The following is a 13,377-nucleotide window of genomic DNA, read 5'->3' as shown; positions in this document are numbered from 1 at the left end:
GCACTTGGATTTCCACGGCTGCTTCGCCAAAAGGCGAGTAACATGCGTCATCGTTTTCCGCCAGCCATCGTGTCCGCCCTTGCCGGCACCGCCCTTGCGCTGGCCGGTGGGGTGATCGGCGCGGGCGGCGTGTTCGCCCAGATGGATGGCAGCGGACGCGGCGTGACCCCCGTCGATAGCGGCAGCGATTACGAGGTGACGGGCGTCACCGTTGATGTCGCCGCCGACACGGCCGACGCGGCGCGATACGGCGGATGGCGTCTCGCTCAGCGCAAGGCGTGGAAGCAGCTGGCCGACCGGCTGGGCAGCAGCACAGGCGCGATCGGCGACGGCACGCTGAACCAGATCGTGTCCGGCATCGTCGTCGAGAACGAGCAGATCGGGCCGAAGCGATACATCGCGCGCCTGGGCGTGCTGTTCAACCGGGCACGGGCGGCCTCCCTCCTCGGCGTCAGCGCTTATGCGGACCGCTCCACGCCCGTACTGGTCGTGCCGGTGCAATGGTCGGCCGGGGTGGCCAGCGTCTTCGAGCAGCGCACCGACTGGCAGGAGGCTTGGGCCCGGTTCCGCACCGGCAGCAGCGCCATCGATTATGTCCGGCTGGCCGGTACGGGTGGCGACCCGTTGCTGGTCAATTTCGGACAGACCCAGCGGCCGGGCCGCGGCTGGTGGCGCAGCGTCATCGATCAATATGGCGCGTCCGACGTCATCATCCCGACCGTTCGACTTTACCGACAGTGGCCTGGCGGCCCCGTGATCGGCGTGTTCGAGGCGCGGCATGGTCCGGACAACGCCATGCTGGGCGGCTTCACGCTGCGGGTCGGCAGCAGCGCGGGCTTGCCGCAATTGCTGGACGCCGGGGTAAAGCGGCTGGACGCGCTTTATGCCGCTGCGCTGCGACAGGGGGCGCTAGATCCGGACCCTACGCTGTCGCCGCCGCCACAGCCGGTTGCCGCCGATATCACCGCGGATGACGATGCCGGTGGTGAGGATACGGTCGTGGACGACGTGTCGGCGACCGGTGCCTCCGCAGGGATCGCGATCACGGTGCAGGTGGACACGCCGACCGCATCGGCGGTGGCGAACGCCGAATCGGCCCTGCGGTCGGTTAGCGGGGTACGGGGCGCACAGACCACCAGCCTGGCGCTCGGCGGCGTGTCGGTCGTTCGGGTCACCTATGACGGCGACCCGGACGCGTTCCGCGCGGCCCTAGAATCGAGGGGCTATCAGGTGTTGGGGCAGGGGCAGGCGATCCGCATCCGGCTGGCGCCGCGATTGCTGCCCCCCGACATCACCAGCGGGTCCGCAGGTCCGGGATGAGCCAGATCGCCCTGCCACTCGCCTGGCCGGACGATCCGCGCGACGACGCGTTCATCCTTACCCCGTCGAACAAGGCCGCGGTACACCTGCTCGATCATTGGGGCACATGGCCAGTCAAGGCCGCGCTGCTGGTGGGCCCGCGAAAGTCGGGCCGCAGCCTGTTGTCGCGCATCTTCGCCGCCAAGAGTGGCGGGACCGTGATCGATGATGCGGAGCGGGTGCCCGAAACCGATCTATTCCACGCCTGGAACCGTGCCCAGGCCGATCGCCGCCCGCTGTTGATGGTCGCGGACGCCGCCCCGCCGGCGTGGAAGGTGGAGCTGCCCGATCTCCGGTCGCGTCTGGGTGCCGGTAACGTAGCTGTCATCGAAGCGCCTGATGACGCGCTGATGCACGGACTTCTCTCACATCTGCTTCATCGGCGCGGCCTTGATGCCCGGCCCGACCTGATCCACTGGCTCGCGCGCAGGATCGAACGCACCCATCTGGCCGTTGTCCGCACCGTGGACGTGCTGGATCAGGAGATGCTGGAGCAACGCAAGCGGCTGTCGGTGCCGTTTGCGCGTACCGTGCTGGGCGAAGCTGGGCTGATCCCAGTGCAGGCTGACCCGGTGCAGGCCTACCCCGCGCAGGCCGATCCAGCGCAGGCCGACTTGGCATGAGCCGTCCCGCCCACCTGACCCATCTGGCGGCGCAGGACGACGATCCGTTCGAGGGCACCGCCGGCGATCGCTATTTCAACCGCGAACTATCCTGGCTGATGTTCAATCGCCGGGTGCTGGAGGAGGCGTGCAACACCGCGCATCCCCTGCTGGAGCGATTGCGCTTTCTTTCCATTTCCGGCTCCAACCTGGACGAGTTCTTCATGGTCCGCGTTGCGGGTCTGAAGGGGCAGCAGCTTCAGGAGGTCGAGAAGCGGTCGGTCGACGGACTGACCGTGTCGGAGCAGCTTTCCGCCATCACCGCCGAAGCGGACCGGCTGATGGAAAGCCAGCAGGCGGTCTGGGGCGATCTGCGTACTGCGCTGGACGACGCTCGCTTCCACGTGCTGCGGCGGGACGAGATCGACGATGATGTCTCCGCCTGGCTGGAGACGCACTTTCGCGAGCAGGTGTACCCGACGCTGACGCCGCAGGCGCTCGACCCGGCGCACCCTTTCCCGTTCATTCCCAATCGCGGGCTGAGCGTGATCTTCGATCTCGTGCGTCGATCGGACGGAGAACCGGTCAGAGAACTGGTCATGCTGCCGGCCGTCACTCCGCGTTTCGTCCGCGTGCCCGGAGAAGTCGCGCGCTTCGTGGCGGTGGAGACGATCCTGAAACGGTTCGCCCCCCTGCTGTTCCCGGGCTATGACATTCTGGACGCAGCGGCGTTCCGCGTCTTGCGCGACAGCGACATCGAGATCGAGGAGGAAGCGGAGGATCTGGTCCGCTATTTCGCCAACGCGATCAAGCGGCGGCGGCGTGGCCGGGTCATCCGGCTGGAGCTGGAGACGGGCATTGCCGATGCGCTGGCGGCCGTGCTGCGCGAGGAGCTGGGCGGGGCGGACGCGATCATCACGGAAAGCGGCAATTTGCTCGGCATTGGCGACTTGTCGATGCTGGTGGACGAGGGGCGCCCCGACCTGAAGTTCCCACCATTTACGCCCCGCTTTCCCGAACGAATCCGGGAGTTTGGCGGCGATTGCTTCGCGGCGATCAAGTCCAAGGACATCGTCGTCCAGCATCCCTACGAAACGTTCGAAGTGGTGCTCGCTTTCCTGAAACAGGCGGCGAACGATCCCGACGTGGTGGCGATCAAACAGACGCTGTACCGCGCCGGCAAGCAGCCTGCGGTCATCAACGCGCTGATCGCCGCGGCCGAGGCGGGCAAGTCGGTGACCGCGATCGTCGAGTTGAAGGCGCGGTTCGACGAGGAACAGAATCTGTACTGGGCCTCGGCGCTGGAACGGGCGGGCGTACAGGTCGTGTACGGCTTCATCGACTGGAAGACGCACGCCAAGGTGTCTATGGTGGTGCGACGTGAGGGCGCGGGATATCGCACCTACTGCCATTTCGGCACGGGCAACTACCACCCGGTAACGGCACGAATCTATACCGATCTCAGTTTCTTCACCGCCGATCCTGCCATCGGCTCTGATGCGGCGCAGATGTTCAACTACATCACCGGCTATGTCGAGCCGACGTCGCTGACCTGCGTCAGCCTGTCGCCGCGCGATTTGCGTACCCGATTGATGGCGCTGATCGATGCGGAGATCGCTCACGCTCAGGGAGGGCGGCCGGCGGCGATCTGGGCAAAGATGAACTCGCTGGTCGACACCGCCATTATCGAAAAGCTGTACGAGGCGAGCAGCGCCGGCGTCGACATCGAACTGGTGATCCGTGGCATCTGCTGCCTGCGTCCAGGCGTCGAGCGCATGTCGGAACGCATCCGGGTCAAATCGGTGGTGGGCCGCTTTCTGGAGCACAGCCGCATCTGGGCATTCGGCAATGGCGCGAACCTGCCGAATGACGGCGCGAAGCTGTTCATCTCGTCGGCCGACTGGATGCCGCGCAATTTCGATCGGCGCGTCGAATACATGCTGCCGATCCTCAACCCGACCGTGCACGACCAGATCCTGGATCAAGTGATGGTCGCCAACCTAATCGATACCGAGCAGAGCTGGACGCTGGAGCCGGATGGCACTTACACTCGGGTTCCGCCCGGTGATCGCCCCTTCAACCTTCACAGGTATTTCATGACCAACCCATCGCTGTCCGGGCGTGGTGCAGCGCTGGAAAGCGCCGCCGCCGTGCCGACCCTGTCGCTGCCTCCATGGTGATGGCGACGACGCGAGAGTCGGATGCGTCACGTACCGCGATTATCGATATAGGATCCAACTCGATCCGGCTGGTCGTGTACCAGGGGCCGGCGCGCATCCCGGCGGTGCTGTTCAACGAAAAGGTTCTCGCGGGGCTGGGGCGTGGCGTGGCGACCAGCGGCGCCATCGATGAGGCGGGTATGGCTGCCGCGAGGACGGCACTTGCCCGATTCGCTGCCGTTGCGCGTGAGATGAAGGTGACGACCGTCCGCACCGTCGCGACCGCCGCCGTCCGCGACGCGTCCAACGGCGCGGACTTGATCGACGCCGCGACGGCGAATGGGCTGAGCGTCGAATTGCTGTCGGGCGAGGAAGAGGCGACTGCGTCCGGTCAGGGCGTCTTATCGGCCTTCCCGAGCGCCGACGGCATCGTCGGCGATCTGGGCGGCGGCAGCCTGGAACTGGTACGGCTGTCTCGCGGCACGATCACCGAACGCGTGTCCTTTCCGCTCGGCGTGCTGCGCCTGGCCGCTTTGCCGGAGAGGCGAGGCAAGGCGTTCGTGCGTCACGTTGGGTGGATGATCGAACGGGCTGGTTGGAAGGGCGCGGGAAAAGGGTTGCCGATCTTCCTTGTCGGGGGGTCGTGGCGTGCGCTGGCCCGGTTGCACATGCACCTGACCGCATACCCGCTGCCGATTATCCACGGCTACGCGATGACTGCCGATGAGGTCACCAAGCTGGTGTGCATGGTCGGCCGACTGGACAAGACGCAGATCAAGGAGGTTCCCGGCCTGTCGTCCGGCCGCGCCGCCACTCTCGGCGATGCGGGTGCCCTTTTAGAGGTGCTGTTCCGCACGCTGGGTCCGCAGGTGGCGATCGCTTCGTCGTTCGGCTTGCGTGAGGGTTTGCTTCATCAAGCGCTCGATGCGGACACGCGCGCGCTCGATCCGCTGATCGTCGCGGCGCGGGAGGAGGGGCGGCAGCTTGGGCGATTCGCGGAGCACGGTGACCTGCTCCAGCGATGGATCGATCCGGTGTTCGCCGACGAGCCGCCGCACATCGCGCGCATCCGTCATGCTGCCTGCCTGCTCGCGGACGTGGGATGGCGGGCCAATCCGGAGTTCCGGGCCGAACGCGGGCTGGAGATCGCGCTGCACGGCGCATGGGTGGGGATCACCGCGTCCGAGCGAGCCGTTCTGGCGCAGGCTCTGTTCACCAGCCTGTGCGGTCGAACGGAGAGTCCTGCGCCGCTGGACACTCTGGCGACCGATGACGCCCTGCGTCAGGCAGCGTCTTGGGGACTGGCGATGCGGCTGGGCCAGAGGCTGTCCGCCGGGTTGGCGCGGCCGCTGGAGCGTTCAAGCCTTCATATCGACGGCAGTGATCTGGTCCTGTCGCTGCCGCAGGATGACGAGGGATTGTACGGAGAGACGGTGGCGAAGCGGCACGCGGCGCTGGCCGCGTTCATCGGCCGCAATCCGAGGCGCGGGGTCGCTTAGCCGCAGCTGATTGAATCGATCCGCCCTTGTGCGTCGAGCCGCACGGTCAGCCGATCGGGGCGCATGTTCATGGTCACCATGTCGCCAGGATGCACGACGCGCAGGGTGGCGGAACCTGTCGCCTTCCGGAGCGCCTCGCCCATCTGGGCGGTGAACGGCTGTCCGACATACTTGCCGGTCGAGGATTTATCGACCACGCAGGTGCGTGCGTTGGCTGGTCCTTCGGGCGCATGCGAAGTCGGCGCGCACCCGGCGAGCAGCGCGGTCGCGGCGATCAGCGAGCGGGTGGTCATGCGGCTTCCTCCTCGGCCTGTGCGGATCTGGTCATCTTGAGCTTGCCGCGCTGCACCGCAAAGCCCAGCCGGCCCTCCACCAGATCGAGCGCGTCGCGGCCGAACTGATCGAAACGCCAGCCGTCCAGCATCGCCAGCCCGCTGCGCACGCCCGCCGCCAACGCCTCCAGCTCGTCCGACCGGGCGAGCAGGCGAGGCGCGACGTCGATGTCCCGCGCGCGAATCTTCAGCAGCAGCTTCAACAGGTCGGCGACCAGCGCGCCATCCTTGCCCAGCCCCGGCTTGCGATCGTCGCGAGGCGGCATCTCGCTTTCCGGCAGGGGCTGCGCTGCCTCCACCGCCGCCATCAGCCGGGCGCCGATATCGTTGCCCGCCCATGTGGCGGACAGGCCGCGAACCTTGGCAAGGTCGGCCTGACGCCGGGGCGGGTGCCCGGCTAGATCGGCCAGTGTCTCGTCCTTCACGATCCGGCCGCGCGGCAGGTCCTTGGCCTGCGCCTCCAGTTCGCGCCAGCGGGCCAGCGCCTTCAGGCGGCCGAGCACATCGGGCTTGCGGCTGGGCACGCGCACGCGCTTCCAGGCCTGATCGGGATCGTTGGCATAGTTGGCCGGATCGGCAAGCCGCTCCATCTCCTGATCCAGCCACGCGCCGCGCCCGGTCTTGCGCAGGCGTTCGAGCATCTTGGGAAAGATGCGGGCCAAGTGCGTGACGTCGCCGATCGCATATTCGATCTGGCGTGCGTCGAGGGGCCGGCGCGCCCAGTCGGTGAAGCGCGCGCCCTTGTCGATCGTGATGCCCAGCCAGCTGTCGACGAGGTTCGAATATCCGATCTGTTCCCCCTGACCCAGCGCCATCGCGGCTACCTGGGTGTCGAACAGCGGGTGGGGCGTCTTGCCGGTCAGGTTATGGACGATCTCGATATCCTGGCCGCCCGCATGGAAGACCTTCAGCACCTCTTCGTTGTTGACCAACAGGTCGAGCAACGGCGCCAGATCCAGCCCGCGCGCCAGTGGATCGATCGCCGCCGCCTCCTCCGTGTCCGCCACCTGGATCAGGCAGAGCTCTGGCCAATAGGTGCTTTCGCGCATGAACTCGGTGTCGACCGTGATGAAGTCTGCCCGGGACCAACGGGAGCACAGATTGGCGAGCGTCGCGGTGTCGGTGACAAGAGGGTGGATGTGCATCGCCCGCCCATAGCGAGGCGCGCGCGGGTTGACAAAGTGGGCCGGGTAAGGGGAGGGCGGCGCAATCCAATCCCGTCGTCATCACGCCCGCGCCAGGCGACGCTCAGATGAGAAGCAAGTCCATGCACGCCTATCGTACCCATCATTGCGCCGCGCTCGACGCCTCAACCGTGGGCGACACCGTTCGCCTGTCCGGATGGGTGCATCGCAAGCGCGATCATGGCGGCGTGCTGTTCATCGACCTGCGCGACCATTACGGCATCACACAGATCGTGGCGGACAGCGACTCCGCGGCACTGCCTGTTCTTGAGCAAATTCGTGTCGAGTCGGTCGTGACGATCGATGGTACGGTCAAGGCGCGGACCGAGTCGACGGTGAACCCGAACCTGCCGACCGGCGCGATCGAGGTGTTCGCGCGCGGGGCGACGGTGTTGTCGGCGGCCGACGAACTGCCCATGCCGGTGGCGGGCGAGCAGGAATATCCGGAGGATATCCGCCTGCGCTATCGATTCCTCGACCTGCGGCGCGAGACGCTGCACGCCAACATCGTGCGGCGCACGCGTATCATCTCCGACATGCGGCGGCGAATGGAAGGGGCGGGCTTCACCGAATATTCGACCCCTATCCTTACGGCCTCCTCGCCGGAGGGCGCCCGCGACTTCCTGGTCCCCAGCCGTATCCATCCGGGCAAGTTCTACGCGCTGCCGCAGGCGCCGCAGCAGTACAAGCAGCTGCTGATGGTCGCCGGCTTTGACCGCTATTTCCAGATCGCACCCTGTTTCCGCGACGAGGACCCGCGTGCCGATCGCCTGCCCGGCGAATTCTACCAGCTCGACCTGGAGATGAGCTTCGTTACGCAGGAAGAGGTTTGGGAGACGATGGAGCCGGTGATCGGCGGCATCTTCGAGGCGTTCGCGGATGGGCGTGCCGTGACGCCCAGCGGCGAATTCCCGCGCATTCCCTATGACGAGGCCATCCTCAAGTACGGATCCGACAAGCCCGACCTGCGCAACCCGCTCCTGATCACTGACGTCTCGTCACACTTCACCCAGTCCGGATTCGGGTTGTTCGAGCGCATCGTAGGGTCTGGCGGCGTCGTGCGTGCGATCCCGGCGCCCGGCACGGCGGACAAAAGCCGCAAGTTCTTCGACGAGATGAACGAGTGGGCGCGGGCGGAGGGACATGCCGGGCTGGGTTACGTCACCCGCAAGGGCGGCGAGTTCGGCGGCCCGATTGCGAAGAACCACGGCACAGAGGGCATGGAGGCGCTGTACGCGGCGCTCGATCTGGGCCCGGACGATGGCCTGTTCTTCGCGGCGGGCAAGGCGCCGCAGGCAGCGAAGCTGGCCGGTCTGGCCCGCAACCGGATCGCGGAGCAGCTGGGTCTGGTTGAGGAGGGCGCGTTCCGCCTGTGCTGGATCGTCGACTTCCCGTTCTACGAATGGGACGAGGAAGAGAAGAAGGTCGAGTTCGCCCACAATCCCTTCTCCATGCCACAGGGCGGGATGGAGGCGCTGGAAGGCGCCGATCCGCTGTCGATCAAGGCGTATCAGTACGATCTGGTCTGCAACGGCTATGAGATCGCGTCCGGATCGATCCGGAACCAGCATCCCGACCTGATGGTTAAGGCGTTCGAGCTGGTCGGCCTGTCCAAGGCGGACGTGGAGGAGCGGTTCGGCGGCCTGTACCGCGCGTTTCAATATGGCGCGCCGCCGCATGGCGGCATGGCGGCAGGCGTCGACCGGATCGTGATGTTGCTGTGCGGTGCGCAGAACCTGCGCGAGGTCACGTTGTTCCCGATGAACCAGCGCGCCGAGGACCTGCTTATGGGCGCCCCCAGCCAGGCTGGCCTGAAGCAGCTGCGCGAACTGTCGATCCGCTCAACCGCAGAACAGCCCAAGGCAACCGCGCCGAACGCGGAGAAGACGGTTCATCCGGCCGCTGGCTGATCCGACATGCCTATGAAAGGGAGGGGCGTGTCGGACGCTCCCTCCCTTGCCGCATTCTGTCAGGCGCGGTGCGACGCGCCCTCCTGATCCAGCAGAAGCAACTCGCCGGACGCGATACCGAAATAGGCGCCGTGCAGCGCCAGCTTCCCCGCATCCTCCCGCTCCGTCACGAAAGGAAAGGTGCGCAGATTGGCGAGGGAGGTGCGGACAGACTCCAGCTCCATCGCGCGCGACGCCTCTGCCGGGTCGTCATGCTCGGCCAGCACCTTTTCCCGGGCCCCGTCGAGCAGGCGCACCCAGGATGAGATAAAGCCGCCCTCTCCGGGCTCCGCATCCTGAAACGCGTGGTCCAGCGCGGCCTTGCACCCGCCGCACTTTTCATGGCCCAGCACCACGATCTCCTCGACGTTCAGCTGAGTCACCGCGAATTCCAACGCGGCGGAGACGCCGTGCAGGCCGCCGCCGGTCTCGAACGGCGGCACCAGGTTCGCGACATTGCGAACCACGAAGATTTCGCCGGGCAGGGTGTCGAAGATCTGCGCGGGTTCGACGCGGCTGTCCGAACAGGCGATCACCATCACCTTGGGACTTTGCCCTTCCTTCAGCTGCGACCAGCGCTCATGCTGCCGGCGCCAATCCGACGAGTGGAAACGGTGATATCCGTCAACCAGGTCGCTGAAGTCGGTCATCCAATCTGATCCTTCGTTGTTTCCGGGCGTTCCAGCCGCTATCTGCCCGGCATGAACGACATGACCCCGCTTTCGGCTCCACAGCCGACCGCCCGCGTTCGCAAGCCCGACTGGATTCGGGTCAAGGCGCCGACCTCCGCCGGCTTCGCCAACACGCGTGAGCTGATGCGGTCCAAGAGCCTGACAACGGTGTGCGAAGAGGCGGCGTGCCCGAACATCGGCGAATGCTGGTCGAAGAAGCACGCCACGGTCATGATCCTTGGCGACACCTGCACCCGCGCCTGTGCGTTTTGCAACGTCAAGACCGGCATGCCTCGCGCGGTCGATGCGATGGAGCCGCAGAACGTGGCGGATGCCGCCGCGCAGATGGGCTTGCAGCACATCGTGGTGACGTCCGTCGATCGCGACGACCTGCCCGACGGTGGTGCGTCGCAGTTCGTGAAGGTCATCCAGGCGCTCCGGCGTACGACCCCGGACACGACGATCGAGATTCTGACCCCCGATTTCCGCAACAAGGTGCAGTCGGCCGTCGAGTCGATCGTCGAGGCACGGCCGGACGTGTACAACCACAATCTGGAAACGGTGCCGAGGCTGTATCCGACGATCCGTCCCGGTGCGCGCTATTACGCATCGCTCCGCCTGCTGGAGTCGGTGAAGCGTCATGATCCAACGATCTTCACCAAGTCGGGTATCATGCTCGGACTGGGTGAGGAACGGCTGGAGGCCCATCAGGTGATGGACGACATGCGTTCTGCCGACATCGACTTCCTGACCATGGGCCAGTACCTTCAGCCGACGCCCCGCCATGCCAAGGTGGCGGAGTTCGTGACGCCAAAGGCGTTCAACGCCTATGCCGGAATCGCCCGCGCGAAGGGGTTCCTGCTGGTGGCCAGTTCGCCGCTGACCCGCTCCAGCTATCATGCGGGCGACGACTTCGCCCGGCTGCGCGCCGCACGCGAGGCGAAGCTGGGTACGGTGGCGAAGGGTGGTGCGGGAGAGCGGGTCGTTGCCTAAGCACGCGGAAACGCGGCATCTGCCCTACACCGCCGCACAGATGTTCGATCTGGTCGCGGACGTTCGCCGCTATCCCGAGTTCCTGCCGTGGGTGTCGGCGATGCGAGTCCGCAAGGATGAGGCGGACGAGACGCTGGCCGATATGATCGTCGGGTTCAAAGGGTTGCGGGAGACGTTTAGTTCTCGCGTCGAAAAGCATGCGCCGGACCGGCTCCATGTCGAATATATCGACGGGCCGCTGAAATACCTGCGCAACGATTGGACGTTTCGCGATGAGCCGGGTGGATGTGCGGTCGATTTCGCAGTCGACTTCGCGTTCAAGAACCGGGTGTTCGAGGCGTTGGCGGGGCAGGTGTTCGGCACCGCCCTGCGCAAGATGATCGGTGCGTTCGAAGCCCGTGCCGCCGTGCTTTACGGCTCTGGCACCTCTTCAGGGAGCAACAGTTCCAGCGCGCACAGTGCCGCCTGAAGCCTGATCCCGCCGCGACCGGTATTCTCGAACAACTTCGCGTCGGAATACACGTCGGCCAGGTCCGCCCCGCGGACGGCGCGGGCGAACACGACGGTGCCCACCGGCTTCTTCGCGGAGCCGCCGCCAGGTCCGGCGACCCCCGTGATCGCGACCGCGACATCCGCACCGCTTTGCACCAGCGCACCCTGTGCCATGGCCCAGGCGGTCGCGACCGACACAGCGCCGAATGTTTCCAGCACGTCGTCGCTGACCTTCAGCACCGCATTCTTCGCATCGTTTGAGTAGGTGACGTAGCCCGCCTCGAACACGTCCGACGATCCGGCGATCTCCGTCAGGGCGGCGGAAACCAGACCGCCCGTGCAACTCTCCGCCACGGCGACCCGGCGGCCGGCGCGGCGGTTGGCGTCGATCGCGCGCTGCGCCGCGTCGACCAGATCGTCGGGAAGAACCGTGTCCGCGCTCATCGTGCGTTCTCCGGGCAAAGCGGCAGGTCGGGCACGTCGATCGGCTTGCCCTTCGCCTTTTCCGCGTTGAAGTAGCGCAACGCCGTTACCACGACGCCGGCCGTGTTCGTCGGCGGCAGGGGCGCGAGTTGTGTGACCAGCGTATCCAGCACGCCGCAATCCGCTTGTGCGATCCGCCCGACGAGCAGCGGCACCAGCAAGGACGTCAACAGCGGCCGCGCATATTCCGATCCCAGCAGAACGTCGGCAGCTGGATTGCTCAGCTTCACGATCGCACCGCGCGCCTTTGGCCAGGCGCGATCGGCGGCGGCATCATATTTGGCCAGGAACGGCCCATCGCCCTGCCGCAACAGGCTGGAGGCGGGCAGCCGGCCGGCGCACACGACGCCGGTCTGGCGCAGGATTTCCGGCAACGCGACCAGGGTGATGCTTTCCGCCTCGGGCGCGTTCAGGCAGGCGCCGCTGGCGACCGACGGCATCAGCAACGCCGCGGCTGTCGCCAGGGCGACGACGCTCCTGCCGATCATCATGCCTCCGTGCCCGAAAAGCGGACGGTGGCGGCCGCCTGGGCGGCGATACCCTCCTCGCGCCCGGTGAAGCCCAGGCGCTCCGTGGTGGTCGCCTTGATGCTGACGCGATCGGGGGTCAGGTCGAGCAGTTTCGCGATACGCGTCACCATCGCCGCGCGATGCGGGCCGATCTTCGGCGCCTCGCACAGGATCGTCAGGTCGACAAAGGTGATCCGGCCGCCCTTCGCCGCGACCAGCGATGCGGCATGGCGCAGGAACTGACCGGACTCGGCACCACGCCATTGCGGATCGCTGGGTGGGAAGTGGGTGCCGATATCGCCGGCCGCGATCGTGCCAAGGACCGCATCGGTCAATGCGTGCAGTGCGACATCGGCATCGCTATGCCCCGACAGGCCGCGATCGTGCGGGATACGCACGCCCCCCAACCAAAGCTCTTCGCCCGCCTCCAGCCGGTGAACGTCGAAACCCGTAGCGGTACGGAACTCAACCTCCAGGCGCCGTTCGGCCATGGCGAGATCTTCGGGGTGGGTGACCTTTTCCAGCATGGCATCGCCCTGCACCAGCGCGACCGCCACGCCAAGCCGTCTGACCATTTGCGCGTCGTCGGTCGCGTCCTCATCGACAGGCCAAGCGTCGTGCGCCGCGCGCAGGGTAGGCACCGCGAACGCCTGCGGGGTTTGTATCCGCATAAGGCCGTCGCGCGGCACTACAGGGCCGAGCAGGTCGTGCTGAGCCAGCGCGAGCGTGTCCGCGACCGGCAGCACCGGGGTCGCGGCCTCGTGGCCGTCCATTGCCCCTATCAGTCGGTCTATGACCGCAGACGGCAGCAGCGGGCGTGCGGCGTCGTGGACCAGCACATGGGTCGCTCCCATGGTCTCGGCCAGGGCCAGGCCGTTGGCGACGGACTCGCGACGGGTCTTGCCGCCGGCGGTCCACTCTACGTCGCCGACGGCCGCCACCAACCTGTCCGCCTGATCCGGAGCGATGACCACCACGACCCGGTCGATGCTCGGATGCTCGCTCAGCGCGGCATAGGCATGGGCGAGGAGCGGACGGCCGGCGAGCGGCAAGAACTGTTTTGCCACCTGCCCACCGAACCGGTTCCCGCGGCCACCGGCGACAAGAAGTGCGACGACATGACGAAGGGTGGTCATCTGTCGCAG

13 protein-coding genes are annotated in these 13,377 nt (G+C 66.5%); 7 read left to right on the top strand and 6 right to left on the bottom strand.

Annotated features, from left to right (window positions below):
• The first annotated feature begins 42 nt into the window (after positions 1-42).
• Genes BMX37_RS03935 through BMX37_RS03920 form a run of 4 tightly spaced genes read left to right on the top strand, consistent with a single transcriptional unit; the run spans position 43 to position 5,619 of the window.
• Positions 43-1,320, top strand: coding sequence for a heavy-metal-associated domain-containing protein (locus BMX37_RS03935; RefSeq protein WP_093664102.1), 1,278 nt, complete (start codon positions 43-45; stop codon positions 1,318-1,320).
• Positions 1,317-1,982, top strand: a complete 666-nt coding sequence (locus BMX37_RS03930; RefSeq protein ID WP_093664101.1) for an HdaA/DnaA family protein — start codon at positions 1,317-1,319, stop codon at positions 1,980-1,982. Before BMX37_RS03935 ends, BMX37_RS03930 begins: the two co-directional genes overlap by 4 nt.
• Positions 1,979-4,141 carry an RNA degradosome polyphosphate kinase gene (locus BMX37_RS03925; RefSeq protein WP_093664100.1) on the top strand — a complete coding sequence of 721 codons (2,163 nt, stop codon included), beginning with the start codon at positions 1,979-1,981 and terminating at the stop codon, positions 4,139-4,141. The genes BMX37_RS03930 and BMX37_RS03925 overlap by 4 nt, the downstream gene beginning before the upstream one ends.
• Entirely contained in the window at positions 4,135-5,619 is a 1,485-nt protein-coding gene (locus BMX37_RS03920; RefSeq protein WP_170841817.1) for a Ppx/GppA family phosphatase, read from the top strand. Before BMX37_RS03925 ends, BMX37_RS03920 begins: the two co-directional genes overlap by 7 nt.
• Here BMX37_RS03920 and BMX37_RS03915 read toward each other — a convergent pair.
• Both BMX37_RS03915 and rnd read right to left on the bottom strand, forming a co-directional pair.
• Complete coding sequence (locus tag BMX37_RS03915; protein ID WP_093664098.1) at positions 5,616-5,912, bottom strand: I78 family peptidase inhibitor; 297 nt, start codon at positions 5,910-5,912, stop codon at positions 5,616-5,618. The two genes, BMX37_RS03920 and BMX37_RS03915, sit on opposite strands and share 4 nt — an antisense overlap.
• On the bottom strand, positions 5,909-7,096 hold the full coding sequence (rnd, locus tag BMX37_RS03910; protein ID WP_093664097.1) for a ribonuclease D: 1,188 nt from the start codon (positions 7,094-7,096) through the stop codon (positions 5,909-5,911). Before rnd ends, BMX37_RS03915 begins: the two co-directional genes overlap by 4 nt.
• Before the next feature lie 122 nt (positions 7,097-7,218).
• Here rnd and aspS point away from each other — a divergent pair, with 122 nt between their 5' ends.
• Positions 7,219-9,045: an aspartate--tRNA ligase gene (gene aspS / locus BMX37_RS03905; protein WP_093664096.1), complete on the top strand. Its 1,827-nt coding sequence runs from the start codon at positions 7,219-7,221 to the stop codon at positions 9,043-9,045.
• 59 nt (positions 9,046-9,104) lie between these two features.
• Here aspS and BMX37_RS03900 read toward each other — a convergent pair whose 3' ends face one another.
• Positions 9,105-9,734 (bottom strand): carbonic anhydrase, encoded by a 630-nt coding sequence (locus tag BMX37_RS03900; protein ID WP_093664095.1) that lies wholly within the window; start codon positions 9,732-9,734, stop codon positions 9,105-9,107.
• A gap of 51 nt (positions 9,735-9,785) precedes the next feature.
• On the opposite strand from BMX37_RS03900, the gene lipA reads away from it, so the two are divergent.
• Both lipA and BMX37_RS03890 read left to right on the top strand, forming a co-directional pair.
• Positions 9,786-10,748 (top strand): lipoyl synthase, encoded by a 963-nt coding sequence (lipA, locus tag BMX37_RS03895; RefSeq protein WP_093664094.1) that lies wholly within the window; start codon positions 9,786-9,788, stop codon positions 10,746-10,748.
• The gene (locus BMX37_RS03890; RefSeq protein WP_093664290.1) at positions 10,741-11,217 is read left to right on the top strand and encodes a type II toxin-antitoxin system RatA family toxin; all 477 of its coding nucleotides are present in this window, start codon (positions 10,741-10,743) and stop codon (positions 11,215-11,217) included. Before lipA ends, BMX37_RS03890 begins: the two co-directional genes overlap by 8 nt.
• Here BMX37_RS03890 and BMX37_RS03885 read toward each other — a convergent pair.
• Genes BMX37_RS03885 through BMX37_RS03875 form a run of 3 tightly spaced genes read right to left on the bottom strand, consistent with a single transcriptional unit; the run spans position 11,160 to position 13,368 of the window.
• Positions 11,160-11,684, bottom strand: coding sequence for a CinA family protein (locus BMX37_RS03885; protein WP_093664093.1), 525 nt, complete (start codon positions 11,682-11,684; stop codon positions 11,160-11,162). The genes BMX37_RS03890 and BMX37_RS03885 overlap by 58 nt on opposite strands.
• The gene (locus tag BMX37_RS03880; protein ID WP_244501365.1) at positions 11,681-12,214 is read right to left on the bottom strand and encodes a hypothetical protein; all 534 of its coding nucleotides are present in this window, start codon (positions 12,212-12,214) and stop codon (positions 11,681-11,683) included. The genes BMX37_RS03885 and BMX37_RS03880 overlap by 4 nt, the downstream gene beginning before the upstream one ends.
• Positions 12,211-13,368 (bottom strand): bifunctional 2-C-methyl-D-erythritol 4-phosphate cytidylyltransferase/2-C-methyl-D-erythritol 2,4-cyclodiphosphate synthase, encoded by a 1,158-nt coding sequence (locus tag BMX37_RS03875; RefSeq protein WP_093664092.1) that lies wholly within the window; start codon positions 13,366-13,368, stop codon positions 12,211-12,213. Before BMX37_RS03875 ends, BMX37_RS03880 begins: the two co-directional genes overlap by 4 nt.
• Positions 13,369-13,377: the final 9 nt, after the last annotated feature.

Source organism: Sphingomonas gellani (assembly GCF_900110035.1).
Taxonomy (GTDB): domain Bacteria; phylum Pseudomonadota; class Alphaproteobacteria; order Sphingomonadales; family Sphingomonadaceae; genus Sphingomonas; species Sphingomonas gellani.
The sequence above is the reverse complement of the archived record's forward strand: the minus strand, read 5'-3'. Positions and strand labels throughout refer to the sequence as shown.

Bases quoted from the DNA above. Each gene is read 5' to 3' on its own strand.
- BMX37_RS03935 (WP_093664102.1), top strand. From the start codon at position 43: ATGCGTCATCGTTTTCCGCCAGCCATCGTGTCCGCCCTTGCCGGCACC.
- BMX37_RS03930 (WP_093664101.1), top strand. From the start codon at position 1,317: ATGAGCCAGATCGCCCTGCCACTCGCCTGGCCGGACGATCCGCGCGAC.
- BMX37_RS03925 (WP_093664100.1), top strand. From the start codon at position 1,979: ATGAGCCGTCCCGCCCACCTGACCCATCTGGCGGCGCAGGACGACGAT.
- BMX37_RS03920 (WP_170841817.1), top strand. From the start codon at position 4,135: ATGGTGATGGCGACGACGCGAGAGTCGGATGCGTCACGTACCGCGATT.
- BMX37_RS03915 (WP_093664098.1), bottom strand. From the start codon at position 5,912: ATGACCACCCGCTCGCTGATCGCCGCGACCGCGCTGCTCGCCGGGTGC.
- rnd (WP_093664097.1), bottom strand. From the start codon at position 7,096: ATGCACATCCACCCTCTTGTCACCGACACCGCGACGCTCGCCAATCTG.
- aspS (WP_093664096.1), top strand. From the start codon at position 7,219: ATGCACGCCTATCGTACCCATCATTGCGCCGCGCTCGACGCCTCAACC.
- BMX37_RS03900 (WP_093664095.1), bottom strand. From the start codon at position 9,734: ATGACCGACTTCAGCGACCTGGTTGACGGATATCACCGTTTCCACTCG.
- lipA (WP_093664094.1), top strand. From the start codon at position 9,786: ATGAACGACATGACCCCGCTTTCGGCTCCACAGCCGACCGCCCGCGTT.
- BMX37_RS03885 (WP_093664093.1), bottom strand. From the start codon at position 11,684: ATGAGCGCGGACACGGTTCTTCCCGACGATCTGGTCGACGCGGCGCAG.
- BMX37_RS03880 (WP_244501365.1), bottom strand. From the start codon at position 12,214: ATGATGATCGGCAGGAGCGTCGTCGCCCTGGCGACAGCCGCGGCGTTG.
- BMX37_RS03875 (WP_093664092.1), bottom strand. From the start codon at position 13,368: ATGACCACCCTTCGTCATGTCGTCGCACTTCTTGTCGCCGGTGGCCGC.